Source organism: Streptomyces sp. NPDC002125 (assembly GCF_053593715.1).
In genome coordinates this window covers 48,517-68,390 of sequence record NZ_JBSFDD010000026.1, presented here as the reverse complement: position 1 = coordinate 68,390, position 19,874 = coordinate 48,517, and the positions used below count along the sequence as shown (strand labels likewise).

The following is a 19,874-nucleotide window of genomic DNA, read 5'->3' as shown; positions in this document are numbered from 1 at the left end:
CTCAGCGGCACCCTGCTGGAGGCGCACTCCTCGGCCACCGTCAGCCGGTCCTCACCCACGCTGGTCCTGACCGTCGACCTCTCCGGGGCGGCCGGCGCCGCGCGCGAGGCCACTTTCACCGGCGTTCGGCAAGCCTGACGGACGTCGATGAAGGGGGAGTGAGCGAGGGTGGCGGCGGCGGTGCACCACCGCCGCCGCCACCCTAGCCAATGTGGCCGCAGCCGGTGCGCGGCACCTCGGTTATGGCGCCGTGTCCGGAGGGCGGAGGGACAGATGGTGAGCCGACTCCGGGAGGCCAGGACGAACGGCCGGGGGCGCCGCCAGGTGATCGACGGCGCCCCCATCGTTCTCGCCCGTCAGGCGAACCGGTCGTCACCCGAAGGCGAAGGCCCGGATGGTCGTCTGCTCGACGGAGTTGCCGGAGGCGTCGACCGCACTGATCCTCAGGGACGCGTAGTCCGCGCCACGGGGCCGTGCCACGTGCGCCTTCCACTCGTCGGCCTTGTGCGCGATGTGGGTATTCCTCCAGGTCTCACCGTCGTCGTACGACACCTGCGCGGTCACCTTGGATATCTCCTCACCGGTGGCGTAGCCAGGGTCCACCGTGATGTCGACCACGGCGGACGAGCCGTTGACACGGCCGGAGAGGTCGGTGTGCGCGTCGGCCCGGACGGTGTAGAGCGGCGCGTACGCGGCGGTGGCCGCCTGCGCGGAATGGAACGTCCACCGTGTGTCGACGCGGGTCGCCAGATCGGTCCCCGCTGCTTGTCGCGTGGCTGTGCCGGTGAGGGTGTATGTGCCTGGACTCGATGGGACGGTGAAGCTTGCCGCCGTGCCGCTGGAGCTTCCCAGCGGCACGCCGTCCTGCGCCAGGGTCAGTGACGTCGTGGACTTGCTCGTGCCCATGTGGGTGGCGGTGAAGGACGAGAACGGTGCGTACGCCACGGTGAGCTTGTCCGTTCCGGCCGCGCGGGAGGCGTATGCCGAACTGGTCTGGGGTGAACCGAACCAGTCGACTTCGTCCTTGCCCTTGTCCCATTCGATGTATTGCGCGCTCTCGGCGGCCAACTGGGTGCCCGCGCCGTCGTTGTAGACCACCTGACTTGCCCAGGACGTGTCGGGTTCGGTGCTGTAGTAGTGCACCACATCGTCGCCGTAGGGCACGACGTGCGTGAGGGTGGGGAAGGAGTAGCCGCCGAAGCTGGGGAAGTCGCTCTGGCGGCCGGAGGCGCCGTCGACCGCTTCGGGCGCATGGTAGTTCTCGCGTACGGCCGCCAGGTCCCGGTTCCGCCGGTGCAGCGCGGCTGTGGCGGGAACGCGGTTGCCGTAGGAGTGGATCAGGTTGTAGGCATACCGGCCGGCGACCGGGTTTTCGATGTACGGATCGGCCAGCGGGTCGATCTTGTTCGTCCGGTAGAACACCTCGTACGGCCGGTCGGTCACCGCCGGGGTGGGCGTGGCCGACAGGTGGCTTCGAGACCCGCGGATGTTCGAGAGGTGGACACCGCCTCCGTACACCGTGCCGTTGAGTGTCTGAAGGGCGTAGAAGGTCTGGTAGGCGTCGTAGGCGTCGGCCTTGTCGACGTCGATGGACACCGGGGTCGTTTCGGACTGGTCGAAGACGACGTCGGTGTCCTTGTCGATGACGAGGTTCGGCTTGAGCGTGTACCCGACCTCGCTGGTGCGTTCCTCGTCGGTGGGGTAGTACGCGTATCCCTCGAAGCTGTAGGTGCCCTTCGGGAGCCTGGTGTAGAGCTGTCCGGCCTTGTGGTCGATGCCGATGGTGTGGCGCTTGCCGGTGGCCAGGTTCAGCGGACGGCTCATGCCGACTCTGGTGTAGGAGACCGCGTCACCGTTCTTCGCCGTGATAGGGAAGTGCACGGTGTAGGTCTCGGGCTCCTTGTAGGCGCCGACGGCCGTGAGGATACGGGTGTCGCTGTCCACGGCTGTGATGACCCCGCCGTACACACCGAATTCGTCGGCGGACGGGTCCATGGTCAGGGCTATCTCGGCGGTGCCGTGGGCTGGCACGACCAGCGTGCTCCGGTCGAGGCTGAACAGGTCGGTGGCCGTACCGGTGGCGTTGTTCTTCGCGGCGAGGCTCAACGACAGGTTGAGGTCGGTGTCACCGTCGTTGTGATACGTGACGGTCTTGGTCTCGGGCTTCTCGACGGGGTATTCGAGGTAGGTGGAGATACTCGCCGGGGAGGCGTAGGCGGACTGCTTCACGGCCCGGGTCAGGTCGACGCGGCCGGTGCCCTGCTGGAACACCGTGTACGCGCCGGGCAGAGCCGTTGAGGTCAGGAACGACTTGATCTCCTTGGCCGCCCAGTCCGGGTGGAGCTGCTTGAGAATCGCCGCGGCTCCGGCCACGTGCGGCGTGGCCATCGAGGTGCCCGACATCTTGGAGTAGTGCTGGTTCACCGGGGTGCCCGCGGACCCGGTCGATGAACGTCCCGCGATGATGCTGACGCCGGGTCCGGTGATGTCGGGCTTGATCGCGCCGTCGAACACCCGGGGGCCCCGGCTGGAGAAGGACGCCAGCGCGTTGGCCGAGCTGACCGCGCCGACCGTCAGGGCGGAGTCGGCGGAGCCGGGGGAGCCGATGGTCTCGGCCGCGCCGGCGTTGCCCGCCGCCACGACGAACAGGGCGCCGGTCTGCTCGGTGAGGGCGTCGATTGCCAGGGATTCGGGGTCGCTGCCGTCGGAGGGGCTGCCGCCGAGGCTCATGGAGACGATGTCCGCCCCCTGGTCGCGTGCCGCCCACTCCATGCCGTCGATGACGCTTGCCTGGGTGCCGGCGCCGCTGTCACCGAGCACCTTGCCCACCACGATGGAGGCACCGGGGGCGACGCCGACGTACCTGCCGTCCGAGGCGGCCCCGTCACCGGCGACCGTGGTGGCCACGTGCGTGCCGTGGCCGTGCAGGTCCTTGCTGCCGTTGGGACTGTTGGTGAAGTCCTTGGCTTCGGTAACTCTTCCAGCCAGATCCGGGTGAGTCTGGTCGTATCCGGTGTCCAGTACGGCGACCGTGGTGTCCGTACCGTCATACCCGGCGGCCCAGGCGTCCGGAGCGCCGATCTGAGGTACGGAGACGTCATCCTGTACCTTCACACGGCCGTTGAGCCAGAGCTTCGACACGTTCGCACCGAAGTCCGCGGTGGATGCCGCTTCCTCGGGTACGAGGGTGTCCCACAGGACACCGGCCTTGGACTTGTCCTGGGCCACGGCGACGGCGTCGATGCTTTCGAGGGTGTGGGTGACTTCGGCGCCACCGGCGAGCTGATGGCGCGCCGCGCCGGCGTTGTCGTAGCTGACCAGCAGCGGCAGTTCGGTGGTGTCGGCGTCGGTGTAGCCCGCGGCGGCCAGTTCGGTGAGGTCGAACAGGCGGGCGTCGAGCTTCCCCGAATGGACGAGGGGCTCGGCGTCGAAGGGGATCAGACTGACGTGCTCGGCCCCGTCCGCGCCGGGTCCGCGTTCCTCTCGGTAGCTGATGTGCTCCCGGCCGGGGGCCGGGTCGATGGTGTAGCGAGCCCCGTCATCGGACACGCTCACCACGTCACCTGTGATGAGCGTGATTTTTTCGGCAGCGTCGAACGCTTGGCGGGCGCCGCTGCCGAAGACGCCGTCAGCGGCCGGATCGGCAGCCGCGGGCGGGATGGGGAGAAGCGCGGTCAGAGTGACGCTCAGTAAGGCGGCGGACAATACGCCGCGTCTCAGCCTGGCTGACATCGGATGGTCTCCTGCCTCTGCAATCGCATTTTGACGTGCACGCGCCATGACGTTAAGTGTGAGTGATCACCTTTGGAAGACTGCCTCCTGCGGGGCGGGCCCGATCACCGGCAGACCGGGCCCGAAGTGGTCCACTTGCCGCGCGCCTTCCGGTGGTCGGCAAGTCCGCGTGAATTCGGCGTGGCTCCCTGCCCGGCCGCTCCTGCCGGCTACGGAAGGACAGGGAGAGGGCTCACCGCACGCCGGAGTCAGGACGCGAGGCCCGGCGTGTTCCGTGCGTCGTGCGGATCAGCGTGACCCGGTCACAGCCCCGTGGTGTACAGCAGGAGGTTGGGGCTGCCGGTTCCGGGGCTCGTCACCGCGCCGCTGGTGGCGGCCGACTTGATCGCGGCGGTCACGGTGGCCGGACTGGCGGAGGGGTGGGTGGCCAGGTACAGGGCCGCGGCCCCGGCGACGTGCGGGGTCGCCATGGAAGTGCCGCTCTTGACAGCGGTGGTGGTGTCGGAGGAGTAGCCGAGGGAGATGATGGAGGAACCGGGAGCGAAGATGTCCACGCAGGTGCCGTAGTTGGAGAAGCTGGAACGTGCGTCGGCGCTGCTGGTGGAGGCGACGGTGATCACCGAGGGCTCCCGGGCGGGCGACTGGGCGCAGGCGTCGACGGCGTCGTTGCCCGCGGAGACGGCGACGGTGACTCCGGCGTCGACCATGCCGGCCACGGCGGCGTCCTTGGCGGCGCTCGCGCTGCCGCCTATGGAGACGTTCGCGACGGCGGGCAGCTTGGCGTTGGCGGCGACCCAGTCGTACCCGGCGATGACGTTCGCGCTGGTGCCGCTCCCGCTGCAGTTCAGGACCCGCACCCCGACCAGGCGCACGGCCTTGGCCACGCCGTAGGTGGCGCTGCCCACGGTGCCGGCGGTGTGGGTACCGTGGCCGTTGCAGTCGGAGGCGACGGTGTCGCCGTCGACGAAGTCGTAGCCGTGGGAGGCCCGGCCTTCGAAGTCGGAGTGCGTGGTGCGGATTCCGGAGTCGACGATGTAGGCGGTGACGTTGCTCGCTGTCGTCGAGTAGGAGTAACTTCCGCTGAGCGGCCGGGCTTTCTGGTCGATGCGGTCCAGCCCCCACGTCGCGGAGTACTGGGTCGCCTCCGCGTGCTCGACACGGTTCTGCTCGACGTACGCCACGGACGGGTCGGCCGCGATCCGGCGCGCCTCGGCCGGGGTGGCCGTGAGGGTGAAGCCGTTGAGGGCTGTGGCGAAGGTACGGCGCACCGAGCCGCCGAACTTGCCGACGAGGCTCTTGGCTTCGCCTCCCCTGGCGCTGGGGGCATTGTGCTTCAACACGACGATGTACGAGTTGTCGATGGCCTGAGGGCTGCTCGCCCCTCGTATGACACCGAGCGGTACGGGCTCCTCGGCGCCGGCCGGAGAGGCGAGCCCCAACAGGAGGGCAGTACACGTGCCGACAAGCAGGGGTAATCTCGAACGGGACATCAGGTATGACTCCTCGGATTCTGATGGGGGCCGCGCGGGTTCCGAACCACGCTCACGACGCGCCGGCCGCCCGGCCGCGAGGCTTGTCGCGCCTGGCCGGTACGGCCGTTCCCTCGGCACCGGTCGGAACGCCCCTGAGGTGGTTGCAGAACACGGTAGTGATCCGGAATCGAGCAAAAAGGATCAATCTCGCTCAGACGGCGCCTCTTAGGAATCACTTAAGAAGGGGATAGTCGACACTTAAGACTTGTCGCGGGACTTGAGGGTGGCGACGCCAACCTCAGCTGGCATGCGCGGAGTTGAACTCGGACGCGTCGCGCCGTCGGCAGTGCCGCCGAAAGCTCGATTCCCATGGCGGACGACCGCCGCATCACCACCCGGCCGACTACCGCGAGCGCCACGCGGTCCAGTGCGGGATCGTCCGGCGCAAGAGACACCGTGCTGTCGGTGAGGTCGACTCGGGGCATCCGTATTGCCATCACGCCGTCCTCGGCGAAAGTGGTGTCGCGGACGTGGTGCAGGGCCTCGATCTCCCAGTGGCCCCGGATCAGCTTCGCGAGCTGGGCCGGGGTGGCCTGCCAGGCTGTCCAGATCAAGCGCCGCCGCACCGACCGCAAGCCCGGCAAGGTCACCATCGCCACCGTCTATCCACGCGGTCACCTGCCGGCATGAGCTGCCCGGCGTGGAGGGTACGTACAGCGAGGTGACGAGCGCGATGGAAGAACGGATCGCTGGGTATCTCCAGAGGGTATGGGAGAAGGAGGTGGTGGGAGCCGGGCTGTGGATACCTTCGTTTCCCATACCTCTCCCAGGCGGTCCCGCGAAATCCTCTCCGCCGCTGGTCAGCGGCCTTCAGGTCTTGGAGTACGAATGATCGTCTGGATCAACGGTGCGTTCAGTGCGGGCAAGACCAGCGCCGCGTGCGAACTGATCGATCTGATCCCGAACAGCACCTTCTACGACCCCGAGCTGGTCGGCGCGGGACTGCGTGAGCTGCTTCCCCAGAAGAAGCTCGCGGAGGTGACCGACTTCCAGGACCTGCCGATCTGGCGGCGTATGGTCGTCGACACGGCGGCGGCGCTTCTCGCCGAGCTCCCGGGGGTGCTGGTGGTGCCGATGACGCTGCTGAGGCAGGACTACCGCGACGAGATCTTCGGCGGGCTCGCCTCCCGGCGCATTCCGGTGCGCCATGTACTGCTCTCACCTGAGGAAACGATCCTGCGTGAGCGGATAGCCGGGCGTGAGGAATTCCCCGGCGATCCCGAGCACAGCGAGCGGATCCGGCAGTGGGCGTACGCACACATGGAGCCCTACCGCGCGGCTCTCGGATGGATCGCCGAGGACGCCTTCACGATCGACACCAGCGCCCTCACCCCGTTCGAGACCGCGGAGCGGATAGCGGAAGCGCTGCGCAGCGGCGAGGCCAGGGAGTGCGGGATAGTCCAGACCCCCGAACCGCGTGCGGAGACCGTCGCGTCCGGGGTCCTGCTCTTCGACGAGCAGGACAGGGTTCTGCTCGTCGACCCCACCTACAAGCCGGGCTGGGAGTTTCCCGGGGGAGTGGTGGAGGCGGGTGAGGCCCCGGCCCAGGCCGGTGTCCGCGAGGTCGCCGAGGAACTGGGGCTCCGCCTCACCACGGAGCCGAAGCTGCTGGTGGTCGACTGGGAGGCCCCGAAGCGGCCCGCGTACGGAGGGCTGCGCTTCCTGTTCGACGGCGGCCGGCTGCAACGCGACGAGGCCGCGCGGCTGCTCCTGCCGGGCGCGGAGCTGCGCGGCTGGCGGTTCGTCACCGAGGAGGAGGCAGCACTCCTGCTCCCGCCGACCCGCTTCGAACGCCTGCGCTGGGCACTGCGCGCCCGCGAGCGGTCCACCGTGCTGAATCTGGAGGCCGGAGTGCCGGTGGGCGACCAGGTGCACTGACCCGCAGCGCCACACGGGGTCCCTCAGTGTGCGGCGGCCCGCAGGACGGCCGCCGTGTCCACGGTGAGCGGATCGCCGTGGCCGAAGCAGGCGACCGCGGGGGCCAGGGCGGCCAGCCGCCTGAAGGACGCCCGGGCCCGGGCGTGATCGGTGTTGAACACGCCGAGCATCACCCGGCCCACCCCGGCCACGGAGTCTCCGGTGAACAGCACTCCGTGGACCGGCAGATGAAGGCCGATGGAGCCGGGGGTGTGCCCGGGGGAGTGCACCACCCTGGCACCGCCGCCGAAGGGGATGCCGTCGCCGTCCTCCAGCTCCCGGTCGACGCGGGTGGGAGGAGCCTCGGGAACCGTCAGCGCGTGGGCGTACAAAGGGCGTTCCCAGTCGTGCAGGACGGGGTCGGGCGAGCGCTCCTCGCCCCGGACGACCGGGGCGTCGAGCCGGTGAGCCAGGATCTCGGCGCCGTGTCGGTCAGAGAGCTCCTGGGCCGCCCCGTAATGGTCGCGGTGGCCGTGGGTGAGCACGATCCGCCGTATCCGGTCCGGGTCCAGGCCGAGCAGGCGGACGCCGCCCTCGATAACGTCGGCCGCGTGCACGTCGCCGGCGTCGACCAGGGTGAGGTCCTCGCCGTCACGCCAGAGATAGGCCTGCCCGATCGGGAAGCGGAACATGTGCAGGTGGGGAAGCACTTCGACAACGTCCATGCCATGAACGTACGCAGCTGAAGTCGCCCACCGGCCGGAAATCTGCTGTGGGCGACTTCGCTCAGCGCGTACCCCATGGGCCGCGCGGTTGTCCCCTCAGCTCTTCCTGGACTCCGCGTAGTTCCGCAGGAACAGAGCCTCGGCGACCGAGAGCCGTTCGAGCTCCTCGGGCGACACGCTCTCGTTCACGGCGTGAATCTGTGCCTCGGGCTCGCTCAGCCCGATGAGCAGGATCTCCGCCTGCGGATACAGCGCCGCCAGGGTGTTGCAGAGCGGAATGGACCCGCCCATGCCGGAGGACTGCATCTCCTCGCCCGGGTAGGCGAGCCGCATCGCCTCGGCCATCGAGGTGTACGCGGGGCTGCTGGTGTCCGCCCTGAACGGCTGGCCCTGGCCGACCTGTTCGACCACGACCCTGGCGCCCCAGGGGGCGTGCGACTCGAGATGGGCGGTCAGCAGCTTCGTCGCGTCGGCCGCGTCCTGGCCCGGCGGCACCCGCAGGCTGATCTGCGCCCGGGCGCTAGCCTGGAGCGACGGCGTGGCTCCGACGACCGGCGGGCAGTCGATGCCGATGACGGTCACGGCGGGACGCGCCCAGATCCGGTCGGCGACCGTGCCCGTGCCGATCAGCTCCACGCCGTCGAGGACCTTGGCGTCCGTGCGGAACTCGTCCTCCGGGTACTGCAGCCCGTCCCACGCCGCGTCCGTCGCGAGCCCGTCGACGGTGGTCGTACCGTCCTCGGACCGCAGGGACGCCAGCAGCTGGATCATCGCGGCCAGCGCGTCCGGGGCCGCCCCGCCGAACTGCCCCGAGTGCAGATTCCCTTCGAGGGTGTCCAGCTGGACCCGCAGCATGGTCATACCGCGCAGCGTCGCGGTCACCGTGGGCAGTCCGACCCGGAAGTTGCCGGTGTCGCCGATGACGATCGTGTCGGCGGCCAGCAGCTCGGGGTGCGCCTCGGCGTACCGTTCGAGGCCGCCCGTCCCCTGCTCCTCCGAGCCCTCCGCGATGATCTTGACGGAGACCGGGACCCCGCCGTTCGCCTTGAGGGCGCGCAGCGCGAGCAGATGCATGATGAACCCGCCCTTGCAGTCCGCGGCGCCCCGGCCGAACCAGCGGCCGTCGCGCTCGGTCAGCTCGAACGGCGGGGACAGCCAGGCCGCCTCGTCCAGCGGCGGCTGCACGTCGTAGTGCGCGTAGAGCAGCACCGTGGGTGCCCCGGCGGGGCCGGGGAGGAAGCCGTAAACCGACTGGCTGCCGTCCGGGGTGTCGAGCAGGGCGACGTGCTGGAAGTCTTCGGCACGCAGGGCGTCTGCCACCCAGTTCGCCGCCGCCTCGCACTCGCTCCTGGGGAACTGCGCGGGGTCCGCCACCGACCGGAAGGCCACCAGCTCGGCCAGCTCCGCCTTCGCGCGGGGCATCAGCGAGGCAACGGTCTCGGAAATCGGACGGGCGGTCATGGGCACGCTCCTCGTGGGTGCGACGTTAGGACTATGGCGCGGTTGTGTACGCGACGGTGGGCGGCGCCGTGGGTGCGACGTTCCGTGTACAACGAATTCATGGCTGATCCTCCCACAGCGGAGTTCGGCCGCGACGCGCCGTAGGATGCCGTGAGCAGCTGGGGCCACTGGTCGGATCGGGAGCAGAAGCACATCGTGAGCAGCGAGAACGCAGACGCCGGACGTGAGCCGGATGAGTCGTCGTCGGTACCGCAGGAGTCCTCGGTATGGGACGTCGTCGTGGTCGGCGCGGGTCCCGCCGGAGCTTCCGCGGCGTACGCGGCAGCCGTGGCGGGCCGTCGGGTGCTGTTGCTGGAGAAGGCGGAGATCCCCCGCTACAAGACGTGCGGCGGCGGAATCATCGGTTTCTCCCGGGATTCCCTGCCACCGGGGTTCGAACTGCCCCTCAAGGACCGCATCCACGCGGTCACCTTCTCGCTCAACGGGAAGCTGTCCCGGACCCGCAGGTCCAAGCGCATGCTCTTCGGGCTGATCAACCGTCCGGAGTTCGACGCCGGCCTTGTCGAGGAGGCCCAGAAGGCGGGCGCGGAGCTGCGCACGGGCGTGGCGGTCTCGCGGGTGGAGCAGCACGGTCCCGCCGTGCCGGACCGGCGCACGGTCGCCGTGGTGCTTGCCGATGGTGAGACGGTGCTCGCCCGCGCCGTCGTCGGCGCGGACGGAAGCGCGGGCCGCATAGGGGCTCATGTCGGTGTGAAGCTCGATCAGGTGGACCTCGGCCTCGAAGCGGAGATCCCGGTTCCGGAGACCGTCGCCGAGGACTGGGCTGGTCGGGTGCTCATCGACTGGGGTCCGATGCCCGGGAGTTACGGCTGGGTCTTCCCCAAGGGCGACACGCTGACCGTCGGGGTGATCTCGGCCCGCGGCGACGGGGCGGGTACCAAGCGGTATCTGGAGGACTTCGTCGGCCGGCTCGGCCTCGCCGGGTTCGAGCCGACGATCTCCTCCGGTCATCTGACCCGGTGCCGCAGCGAGGACTCGCCCCTCTCCCGTGGCCGGGTGGTGGTCTGCGGCGACGCCGCCGGGCTGCTCGAACCCTGGACCCGGGAGGGCATCTCCTTCGCTCTGCGTTCCGGGCGGCTCGCCGGTGAGTGGGCGGTGCGGATCGCGGAGGCGCACGACGCCGTCGACGCACGGCGTCAGGCGCTCAACTACGCGTTCGCGATCAAGGCGGGACTGGGGGTGGAGATGGGTGTCGGCCGGCGCATGCTCAAGCTGTTCGAGCGGCGCCCCGGTCTGCTGCACGCGGTCCTGACGGGCTTCCGCCCCGCGTGGAACGCGTTCGCGGGGATCACCCGGGGGACGACCTCGCTGGCCGAGCTGGTCCGTTCGCATCCCCTGGCCCAGCGCGCGCTGCATGTGATGGACCGCCAGGGATCGGATCGCGTCAGCTCTCGACAGTGATCCGGAACGCCGGGTGGTCGGGGCAGGCGGCGAGGAGTTCGGCGTCGGTCGACTTCGCCGTGATGCCCTGGAAGTACTGGTTGACCTCCCAGCCCCAGCGCTTCAGGTAGGCGCGGACGATCCGCACCTTCTGCTCGTCGTCCGCGATCTCCACGGCGGTGAACGCCCGGACCTTACGGCCGACCCTCAGCTCTCCGCCCCCGGCCACCCGCATGTTTCGCACCCACTGGGAGTGGCCGCGGGCGGAGACGAGGTACTGCGCGCCGTCGTAGGTGTGGGGGTTCACGGGGATGCGCTGGAGCTGTCCGCTCTTGCGGCCGCGCACCGACATCTCGGCGGTGCCGAGCAGGCTGACCCCGAGGCGGGCGAGGCGGCCGATGTGGCTGTTCATCCAGACGTTGAAGGCGCTGCCCCGGAGATAGTACGGCTGCTGCGACATGGTGGCTCCTGCCGATTGGGAGAGCGGTGCTCTCGCTCTAGAGCAGTGTGCACTGGTGCGGCGCTCCGAAGCAAGAGCAGTGCTCTCGTTTATGTTCGGTGATCTGATTTCGTGGCACACTTCTTCCCATGAGCACCATCCGAGGAGCCAGGGAACGAGCCCGCGTCGAAGTCACCGCAGCGATCAAGGACGAGGCCAGAAGACAGCTGGCGGAGGAGGGCGCCGCGAAGCTCTCCCTGCGTGCCGTCGCCCGTGAACTCGGCATGGTCTCGTCCGCGCTCTACCGCTACTTCCCCAGCCGGGACGACCTCCTGACAGCTCTCATCGTCGACGCCTACGACGCGGTGGGCGAGGCGGCGGAGGCCGCCCGGGAGACCCCCGGGGGCTCGGCGGGCCCTCACACCGGCCGCTGGGTCACCGTCGCCTGCGCGGTACGGGACTGGGCGCTCGCCCACCCTCATGAGTACGCGCTGATCTACGGCTCGCCCGTCCCCGGCTACACCGCCCCGCAGGACACGGTGGGCCCGGCGTCCCGGGTGGGCCTCGTCTTCATCGGCCTCGCACGCGACGCCCACCGCGGCGACGGCCTGGCCGTCCCCAAGGTCGACGCCGAGCTGCGTCCCGAGGCGGCGCGCATGGCGGCCGACCTGGCCCCTGACCTTCCGCCGGGCTCGGTGGCCGCCCTTGTCGCCGCGTGGGCACAGCTCTTCGGCCTGATCTCCTTCGAGCTCTTCGGCCAGTTCAACCGCGTGGTCGAGGCACGTGAGCCGTTCTTCCGCCGGGCCGCCGCCGAGCTCGGGCGCTCGGTCGGCCTGCTGGACGGCGGGTCCGCCGGAGCCGCAGGCGGGGGAGCCTGAGGGGAGGGGGCCCGGGCCGGGGCCCCGGCACACGGAGCCGCCGGTCCGGCAGCTCGGTGCGAGCAGGCGTCGGCTGGGAAACCCGGCTCCGGACGAGTCGCCCGACCTACCCAGGGGCGAGGCGATTCCGGGCCCCCGGACTCCGGGCCGGCCCCCCAGGCCCGCCCGGACGCGTACTCCGCAGGGAGTACGCGGCACCGCCACGCCCGGCTGACGCGCGCCGGCGCCCCGCGCGTCTAGCGTTGCCGGTATGCACCAGCAGCGAGCGCACCCGCCCACGGACCCGGGCGAGGGTCCGGGCGGCCGTCCGGCAGGACACGGCCCGCCGTGGCGCCGGGACTGCGCCGACCGGCCGGGGCGTGGCGGCCGGGGCCAAGGATGGCGCGGCGGCCGAGGCTCAGGAAGGCGCGGGGGGAAGCGTTCCGGAAGCTTCGGGGATCCGGACCGGCGCGGCGTGTTCGCAAGGTTCGGAGGCCCGGGGCGGTTCGGGGATCCCGACCGGCGAGGGGACCGGATTCCGTGGGCCTCGACCATCGTGCTCGGAGTGATCGTGATGGTCGGTACGCACGTCGCCGCCCACGGTCAGGACAGGGAGCCGCTCGGCATCGTCGCCGGGCTGCTGCTGTTCGCGGCGGTCGCCGTACTGCTGATGCGTCATCGCCACCCCGTCCTCGCCGTTACCGGTACGTCGGCCGCGACGCTGGTCTATCTCGGGCTCGGCTATCCGTACGGCCCGGTCTTCCTCGCCGTGGCCGTCGGCTGCTTCAGCGCCATCGTCTCGGGGCACCGCAAGGCCGCATGGTGGTCGCTGGGCGGGCTGTGGGCGGGGCATCTGCTCGCCGCGCACTGGCTGTACCGATGGCTGCCGCCGGACGGCGACGGCCCTGCCCCCTGGGCGCAGGAGGTGGTCGTCACGGCCTGGGTCGCGGCGATCGTCGCCGCGGCGGAACTGCTCCGGCTGCGCCGCGAGCAGTGGGCGGCGGCCCGCGCGGAGCGCGCGGCGGCGGAGAAGCGGCGGGCCGACGAGGAGCGGCTGCGTATCGCACGCGAACTCCACGACGTCCTGGCCCACAGCATCTCCGTCATCAATGTCCAGGCCGGGGTCGGGCTGGCCCTGCTCGACGCCGACCCCGAACAGGCCCGCACGGCCCTGACCACGATCAAGTCCGCCAGCAAGGAAGCCCTCGGCGAGGTGCGCCAGGTCCTGGAGAACCTCCGTACCCCGGGCGACGCCCCCCGTTCCCCCGCCCCCGGCCTCGACCGCCTGCCCGAACTCGTCGACCAGGCCGCCGGGGCGGGCCTCACCGTGACCGTCGAGCGGGACGGGGCCCCGGGGCCGGTGCCGCCGGGGGCCGACCTCGCGGCCTTCCGCATCGTGCAGGAGGCGCTGACCAACGTGGTGCGGCACTCCGGATCGCGAACCGCCCTCGTCCGGATCACCCACGAGGGTTCGCACATCAGGCTGTCGGTCGACGACGAGGGGCCCGCCACGGGCGACGACGCGGGCGGCAGCGGGAACGGGCTCATCGGCATGCGGGAGCGGGCCGCCGCGCTGGGTGGCACGATCGACGCCGGACCCCGGCCCGACGGCGGCTTCCGGGTCACCGTGGAACTTCCGCTGCGTCCAGGGGCCTCGCCGGACGAGGCGGAGAGGGAGGAGGCGCCGTGATCCGCGTACTGCTCGCGGACGACCAGTCGCTCGTCCGCGCGGGGTTCAGGGCCCTCCTGGACGCGCAGCCGGACATCGAGGTCGCGGGCGAGGCCGCCGACGGCGCACAGGCCGTACGCCTCGTACGCGAACTGCGCCCCGACACGGTGCTCATGGACATCCGGATGCCGAAGCTGGACGGTCTGGCCGCGACCCGTGCCATTACCGGTGACCCCGCCCTGGGGGAGGTGAAGGTGGTCATGCTCACCACCTTCGAGCTCGACGAGTACGTCTTCGAGGCCATCCGCTCCGGAGCCTCCGGGTTCCTGGTCAAGGACACCGAACCGGATGAACTCCTGCGGGCCGTGCGCGCGGTGGTGGACGGGGACGCCCTCCTCTCCCCCGGGGTGACCCGGAGACTGATCGCCGAGTTCGCCGCCCGCTCCAAGGAGCCCGCATCGACCACGGTCCTGGACGAACTGACCGAACGTGAGCGGGAGGTCATGGCCCTGGTCGGCATCGGCCTCTCCAACGAGGAGATCGCCCGCAGGCTCGTCGTCAGCCCGCTCACCGCGAAGACGCATGTCAGCCGTGCCATGGTCAAACTCGGCGCCCGCGACCGGGCGCAACTCGTGGTGCTGGCCTATGAGTCGGGGCTCGTACGGCCCGGCTGGCTGGGCTGAGTGAGCACTCGACCGACCGGCGACGGGCCGGGCACGGAAGATGGCACGACCGGGCCGCCGGGCCGAGTACAAGAACCGGCACGGCTGGGCAAGCCGCAAGGCAGGGCATTTCCGCCCGCGCCCCATATGAGTGCACATGCATCTGATTCCCGTGCATCTACCACGTGTGCCTCTGCTAGCGTTCCGCCATGGCTGCGAAGAAGTCCGAGCGGGCGCTCGTCGAGGAGTGGCGTGACCTGCTCGCGCTGCATGCCAGGACGCTGGGCGAGCTCGACCGCGCGCTCGACGGACACGGCCTGGGGGCCAGTGACTTCGAGGTGCTGGACATCCTCGTGGAGAGTGGGGTGGGTGACGCCGCCTGTCTCCGCGTCCAGGAGATCGCGTCCCGGGCCCATCTCAGCCAGAGCGCGCTGTCGCGACTCGTGGCACGGCTGGAGAAGGACGGTCTCGTACGCCGCGCGATATGCAGCGAGGACCGCCGCGGTGTGCGCGTCGAGCTGACGGACGAGGGCCGGTCCCGCCACGCGGACGCCCTGCCCCTCCAGCGTGCGGTGCTGACAAGGATGCTGGGCAGCGCCTGACCGCGACCGGCGGGAACGGGAGCCCGGACAGGAATCCGGCGAGCCCCCCCGCGGTCAGATGACCGCCGAGTTCTCGGCCCAGAGCATGGCGACATCACGGTCACCCGACAGCTCGACGGACGAGAGCGGAACGCGGTTCCACAGGGCCAGGAGCACGTCCTGGGCGGGCCCCTCCACCGTGCAGTCCGCCGGTGCTCCCGGCTCCGCGCCGCGTACCGTCCGGGGAGGTTCGGCGGACAGGTGCACGGTCCACGCCGTGTCCGTGTCCGTGGCCCGCACCCTGAGCGTGCGAGGGGAGCCGGAGCGGACCCGGCTCTTGGCCCGGGAGTGGAAGCCGGCCAGCAGTTCGTCGATTCCGTCCACCGCGTGGAGCGGTGCCACGGGCGTCAGCGGGCCGCCGCGCGCCGACTCGGCGTCCACCCGGTGGATCCTTGTCTCGTGCGCCTGCCGGCGGGCCCAGAACGCGAGCGGGGACGGGGCGGCGAAGAACGTCCAGCACTCCAGGTCGGCGTGCGCCGCTCCCAGCGCCTCGACCAGCAGGCCATGGCCCTCGGTGAACCAGTCCAGCAGCGCGTCACCGTCCAGATCGGGCTCCCCGCCCTCGGCGCGGTACGTCCGATGCCCCTCCACGACGAAAGCGGTCGCCCAGCGGTGCACCACTCCGGTGTGCCGCAGGAGGTCGCGTACCCGCCAGTCCGGGCACGTCGGGACAGGTGCGTCCGGTCCCGCCTCGCGGGCGGCGGAGGCGAGTGAACGGCCTTCCGCGGACAGGGATGACAGGTGCTCCGATATCTCCACGCCCGCGATTGTGCCAGAACCGTCAGGCACCCTGAGGGTGCGCCGAGCGGCCACGGCCGGGACCGTCCACCAGCCGCGAGAACCACCCCGGCGCGCCTGTCCGCACGGGCACCGGGAGGGCGGCGAGAGGCGGAGGAACCGGGTAGGTCAGCTCAACCGTTCAGCTGCTCGTCGCGTTGCGGGCCGCGTAGCCCAGTACCGCCGCCGTCGCGGCGAGCACCGTCACCGTCACGAGCGCCACCGGGAGCGAGATCCAGTCGGCGAGGAAGCCGATCACCGGCGGCCCCAGGAGCATCCCGCCGTAGCCGAGCGTCGAGGCGGCGGCCACCCCGCTCGGGCCCGCCAGCGCGCCCGCCCTGCCGACCGCGACCGGAAATATGTTGGCCAGGCCCAGGCCGGCGGCGGCGAAGCCGACCAGGGCGAGCCAGACGGTCGGGGCGAGCGCGCCGAGCAGCATGCCGGCCGCCGCGATCACCCCGCCCGTCACGAGCGTGCGGGTCTGCCCGAAGCGCTCGAGCAGGGTGGTGCCGCTGAGCCGGCCTATGGCCATCGTCAGCGCGAACAGGGAGTATCCGGCGGCGGCGAGACCGGCGTTCGCGTCCAGGTCCTGGCTGAGGTGCAGAGCGCCCCACTCGGCGAGCGCGCCCTCGCCGTACGCCGTACAGAGGGCGATGACGCCGAAGAGCACCACGATCCGCCGTGCCTGGGCACTCATCCGCCGCGGCTTCTCGGGGGTGCCGGCCGACCGCTCCGGAAGGGGCGTGGCGGCGGCCCGGCTGCTCAGCAGTACGGGCCCGGTCACCGCGGTGACGAGGAGCCCGACGCCGGTGAGGGCGAAGAGGTGGGTCGCGGGGGAGAGGCTGCCCGCGACGAGTCCGCCGAGCCCGGCGCCCGCCATGCCGCCCAGGCTGAACGCGGCGTGGAAGCTGGGCATCACCGGGCGCCGAAGGGCGGTGACCAGATCGACGGCCGCGCTGTTCATCGCGACGTTCATCCCGCCGTACGCGGCGCCGAAGAGCAGCAGCACGAGGCCCAGGGTGAGGGCCGAACCCGTCTGTGCGGGAAGGGCGATGCTCAGCGACAGCAGCACACCGCAGACCACCGTGACGGCATGGCTTCCGTAACGCCTGCAGAGCCTGCCCGTCAGCATCATCGTGATCACCGCCCCCGCCGACACGCCCAGCAGGGCGAGACCGAGGGTGGAGGCGGTGGCGCCCGTCTGGTGCTTGATGGCCGGGATACGGACCACCCAGCCTGCGAACAGGAAGCCGTCGAGGGCGAAGAACACGGTCAGCGCGGTACGGAGGCGTGCGGACGGGGGTGGGGCGGTGTCTCCGCCAGATCCCCCCGACAGGGCCGTCCGCAGTTTGTTTAGTTGCGGCACAAAGTGAGCATAGAGGCGTCAGGACGGCGTACGCAAGACGGATGCCCCTGTGACCTCCCGGTGAACGCCGAGCGATGCCGGAGCGTCGGCAACGGCTCCGGATCATGGGAGACTCGCCCCCATGAACGGCAAGTCGACCACCACGCGGACGAAGTTGGAGAGGGGCCGCAGCGCGCTCGGGCCCGCCCTGGAGCTCGTGCACACCGGGCGCGCCCCCACCCGCGCCGTGCTCACGGCGGAGCTCGGCGTCACCCGCGCCACCGCCGGAGCGGTGGCCGCGGAGCTCGAAGCGCTCGGGCTGATCAAGGTCGACTCCAGCCCCGGTTCCGCGGCCGGTTCGCAGGGCCGCCCCTCGCACCGGCTCTCCGTCCTCGACAGCGGCCCGGTCGCGCTCGCCGCGCAGGTGCACTCCGACGGCTTCCGGGCCGCGCTGGTGGGGCTCGGAGGCCGGATCGTCGCGACCGCTCCCGGCTGCGTCGCCGTCATGGCCGACCCCGCTCAGGTGCTCGGCGAGGTCGTCGACGCAGGTGCCCGGCTCCTCCGCGACAGCGGACTGCGCTGCGTCGGCGCGGGGCTCGCTGTTCCCTCCGCCGTCGCGGAACCCGAGGGCACGGCGCTCAACCCCCTGCATCTCGCCTGGCCGGCCGGCGCACCCGTGCGGGAGATCTTCGCCGCATGCGTGCGTGACGCGGGCATCGCCGGACCCGCCTTCACCGCGAACGACGTCAACCTCGCCGCGCTCGCCGAGCACCGGCACGGCGCGGGCCGCGGTGCCCAGCACCTCCTGTGCGTCGCCACGGGACACCGCGGCGTGGGCGGTGCGCTCGTCCTGGACGGCCGTCTGCACAGCGGGAGTTCAGGCCTGGCCCTGGAGGTGGGCCACCTCACGGTGAACCCCGAGGGCCGCCCCTGCCACTGCGGAGGGCGCGGCTGTCTCGACGTCGAGACGGACCCCCTGGCCTTCCTGACCGCCGCCCGCCGCGAGCCGGGCCCCGAGGAGTCGCTGCTCAAGCAGTCGGGCGACCTGCTGCGCGCCGAGTACGGCGACCCGCAGGTACGGGCTGCCGCCGAGGAACTGATCGACCGGCTCGGCCTCGGCCTCGCCGGGCTGGTCAACATCCTCAACCCGGACCGGATCATCCTCGGGGGACTCCACCGCGACCTCCTGGAAGCCGACCCCGAACGCCTGCGCGCGGTGGTCGCGGACCGCAGCCTGTGGGGCCGCAGCGGCAGCGTGCCGATCCTGGCCTGCACGCTGGACCACAACAGCCTCGTGGGCGCCGCCGAACTGGCCTGGCAGCCGGTGCTCGACGACCCGCTGGCCGCACTGGCCTGACCGGTCCGCACGTCCCCGGAGGACGTACGGGCTGAGGTCCACCGGGTCGGTCCAGGCTGCGACCGCCACCTGGTCGTGGGCAGGCGCGGAGTCTTCGGAGCCCGGTGCGCAGCCCGGGAGCAGGCCCCGGCCAGGACGTACTCCCGCCGGTGTACGCGGACTGCCGCCACCCGTACGACGCCCCGGACCCCCTCCCGGAGACAGGCTCGTAGACGAAAGGAAGCGGACCGACCCCGACCGAGGAGCTGACCGAGATGAACACCCTGGCGTACACCGGAGGACCCGGGCCCTGGATCCTCTTCTTCCCGTTCATCTGGGCGGCCGTCGTCATCGGCGTCGTCGCGCTGCTGCGCCGCACCGTCTGGCGCGGCCGGCCCGCCCCCTGGCAGCAGCCGCACGACGTCCGCCGGGGCGGCCCGCCCGGCGAGCAGTCGCCGATCGGCCTCCTGGGCCGGCGGTTCGCCGCGGGCGAGATCGACGAGGACGAGTACTGGCGCAGGCTCTCCGTCCTGGACGAGCCCTACGGCCGGTACGACAAGGGCGGCCCATACGACAAGGGCGGCCCGTACGGCGACGGCCCGTCGTGACGGCGGAGCCGTGGAAACGCGGGAGCGCGTCGACCCGTTCGCGATCGACGCGCTCCCGTGCGCGTTCCGTACGGAGCGCCGCCCCGCTCCCGTCAGCCGACGACGGCCGACCGGGCCCGGATCCGTGCTGCCGCAGGCTCCAGGAGCCCTCCTGGGACCGAGTCGAACGGCCCGTCGGTCGTCGACCCGTACACCGGGAGAGGGGGGAGAGCGGTGGTGAAGGAAGGCGCGGGCAGGGTGAACCACACGACCTTCCCGGTGTCATCGCTCGGTCGTACGCCCCAGCTCTCGCTGACCGCGGCGATCATCGCCAGTCCCCGCCCGGAGGTGGCGGAGAAATCGGCGTCGCACACGGTCGGCAGCCGGGGGTCGTGGTCGTGGACGGAGACCGTCAGCCGGTCGAGCAGCAGCTCGATCTCGACGGTGCATGATTTGTCCGGCTGTGCGTGCCGGTGGACATTGGTCAGCAGTTCGGTGACACCGAGCGCTGCCTGGTCGATCAGAGGATCGAGATGCCAGTAGCGCAGTTGCGCCGAAATTATCCTGCGGACCTGACCGATCCGCGACGGCAGAGCTTTGAGCTCCACCGCGCAGTGCCTGCTTGGCTCGCTGATCACGGCTGCGACTCCCCGAAATAGGTCCGGAAGAAGACGAAGGAACGGATCCAGCAGATGGCTGACTGCTGTTTCTGGTCATGCGTGGTCCGCCCTGAACGGCTCCCGGCGGGGCTGCTTCCGCTGTCACCGCCGGTGCACCATCAGTGACGTGTGACCAGCGTGACTCAGGGGGTTGG

17 protein-coding genes are annotated in these 19,874 nt (G+C 71.0%); 9 read left to right on the top strand and 8 right to left on the bottom strand.

The annotated features are described in order from the left end of the window. Positions 1–372: 372 nt before the first annotated feature. Both ACWCQM_RS32250 and ACWCQM_RS32245 read right to left on the bottom strand, forming a co-directional pair. Complete coding sequence (locus tag ACWCQM_RS32250) at positions 373–3,555, bottom strand: S8 family peptidase (protein WP_450918610.1); 3,183 nt, start codon at positions 3,553–3,555, stop codon at positions 373–375. Positions 3,556–4,034: 479 nt separating this feature from the next. Beyond that, positions 4,035–5,222, bottom strand: coding sequence for a S8 family peptidase (locus ACWCQM_RS32245; protein ID WP_450918609.1), 1,188 nt, complete (start codon positions 5,220–5,222; stop codon positions 4,035–4,037). A gap of 447 nt (positions 5,223–5,669) precedes the next feature. On the opposite strand from ACWCQM_RS32245, the gene ACWCQM_RS32240 reads away from it, so the two are divergent. After that, positions 5,670–5,894: a hypothetical protein gene (locus ACWCQM_RS32240; protein WP_450918608.1), complete on the top strand. Its 225-nt coding sequence runs from the start codon at positions 5,670–5,672 to the stop codon at positions 5,892–5,894. A gap of 198 nt (positions 5,895–6,092) precedes the next feature. Beyond that, positions 6,093–7,142: an NUDIX domain-containing protein gene (locus ACWCQM_RS32235; RefSeq protein ID WP_450918607.1), complete on the top strand. Its 1,050-nt coding sequence runs from the start codon at positions 6,093–6,095 to the stop codon at positions 7,140–7,142. Between the two features lie 23 nt (positions 7,143–7,165). Here the strand turns inward: ACWCQM_RS32235 and ACWCQM_RS32230 are convergent, their stop codons facing one another. Together ACWCQM_RS32230 and ACWCQM_RS32225 are read right to left on the bottom strand one after the other, a co-directional pair. Further along, positions 7,166–7,846 carry an MBL fold metallo-hydrolase gene (locus ACWCQM_RS32230; RefSeq protein ID WP_450918606.1) on the bottom strand — a complete coding sequence of 227 codons (681 nt, stop codon included), beginning with the start codon at positions 7,844–7,846 and terminating at the stop codon, positions 7,166–7,168. 96 nt (positions 7,847–7,942) lie between these two features. Continuing rightward, a complete protein-coding gene (locus ACWCQM_RS32225) occupies positions 7,943–9,307 on the bottom strand; it encodes a M20/M25/M40 family metallo-hydrolase (RefSeq protein ID WP_450918605.1) in 1,365 nt (454 codons plus the stop codon). 195 nt (positions 9,308–9,502) lie between these two features. Between ACWCQM_RS32225 and ACWCQM_RS32220 the strand changes: the two genes are divergently transcribed. Next, positions 9,503–10,768, top strand: a complete 1,266-nt coding sequence (locus tag ACWCQM_RS32220; protein ID WP_267077325.1) for a geranylgeranyl reductase family protein — start codon at positions 9,503–9,505, stop codon at positions 10,766–10,768. On the opposite strand, the gene ACWCQM_RS32215 is transcribed toward ACWCQM_RS32220, so the two are convergent. Further along, complete coding sequence (locus tag ACWCQM_RS32215) at positions 10,752–11,207, bottom strand: nitroreductase/quinone reductase family protein (protein ID WP_450918604.1); 456 nt, start codon at positions 11,205–11,207, stop codon at positions 10,752–10,754. The genes ACWCQM_RS32220 and ACWCQM_RS32215 overlap by 17 nt on opposite strands. A gap of 128 nt (positions 11,208–11,335) precedes the next feature. On the opposite strand from ACWCQM_RS32215, the gene ACWCQM_RS32210 reads away from it, so the two are divergent. The 4 genes from ACWCQM_RS32210 (at position 11,336) to ACWCQM_RS32195 (ending at position 14,976) form a co-directional block, all read left to right on the top strand. Beyond that, positions 11,336–12,064 (top strand): TetR/AcrR family transcriptional regulator, encoded by a 729-nt coding sequence (locus ACWCQM_RS32210; RefSeq protein WP_450918603.1) that lies wholly within the window; start codon positions 11,336–11,338, stop codon positions 12,062–12,064. A gap of 250 nt (positions 12,065–12,314) precedes the next feature. Further along, positions 12,315–13,733 (top strand): sensor histidine kinase, encoded by a 1,419-nt coding sequence (locus tag ACWCQM_RS32205; RefSeq protein WP_450918602.1) that lies wholly within the window; start codon positions 12,315–12,317, stop codon positions 13,731–13,733. Then, positions 13,730–14,395, top strand: coding sequence for a response regulator (locus ACWCQM_RS32200; protein ID WP_450918601.1), 666 nt, complete (start codon positions 13,730–13,732; stop codon positions 14,393–14,395). The genes ACWCQM_RS32205 and ACWCQM_RS32200 overlap by 4 nt, the downstream gene beginning before the upstream one ends. Positions 14,396–14,583: 188 nt before the next feature. Next, complete coding sequence (locus tag ACWCQM_RS32195; RefSeq protein ID WP_450918600.1) at positions 14,584–14,976, top strand: MarR family transcriptional regulator; 393 nt, start codon at positions 14,584–14,586, stop codon at positions 14,974–14,976. Positions 14,977–15,030: 54 nt separating this feature from the next. Here the strand turns inward: ACWCQM_RS32195 and ACWCQM_RS32190 are convergent, their stop codons facing one another. Further along, complete coding sequence (locus tag ACWCQM_RS32190) at positions 15,031–15,774, bottom strand: maleylpyruvate isomerase family mycothiol-dependent enzyme (protein WP_450918599.1); 744 nt, start codon at positions 15,772–15,774, stop codon at positions 15,031–15,033. A 160-nt stretch (positions 15,775–15,934) separates the two neighbouring features. After that, positions 15,935–17,158, bottom strand: a complete 1,224-nt coding sequence (locus ACWCQM_RS32185; RefSeq protein WP_450918598.1) for an MFS transporter — start codon at positions 17,156–17,158, stop codon at positions 15,935–15,937. A 121-nt stretch (positions 17,159–17,279) separates the two neighbouring features. Between ACWCQM_RS32185 and ACWCQM_RS32180 the strand changes: the two genes are divergently transcribed. Together ACWCQM_RS32180 and ACWCQM_RS32175 are read left to right on the top strand one after the other, a co-directional pair. Beyond that, entirely contained in the window at positions 17,280–18,494 is a 1,215-nt protein-coding gene (locus tag ACWCQM_RS32180) for an ROK family protein (RefSeq protein WP_267077332.1), read from the top strand. Positions 18,495–18,748: 254 nt separating this feature from the next. Next, positions 18,749–19,081, top strand: coding sequence for an SHOCT domain-containing protein (locus tag ACWCQM_RS32175; RefSeq protein WP_450918597.1), 333 nt, complete (start codon positions 18,749–18,751; stop codon positions 19,079–19,081). A gap of 92 nt (positions 19,082–19,173) precedes the next feature. Here the strand turns inward: ACWCQM_RS32175 and ACWCQM_RS32170 are convergent, their stop codons facing one another. Continuing rightward, on the bottom strand, positions 19,174–19,698 hold the full coding sequence (locus tag ACWCQM_RS32170) for an ATP-binding protein (protein WP_450918596.1): 525 nt from the start codon (positions 19,696–19,698) through the stop codon (positions 19,174–19,176). Positions 19,699–19,874: the final 176 nt, after the last annotated feature.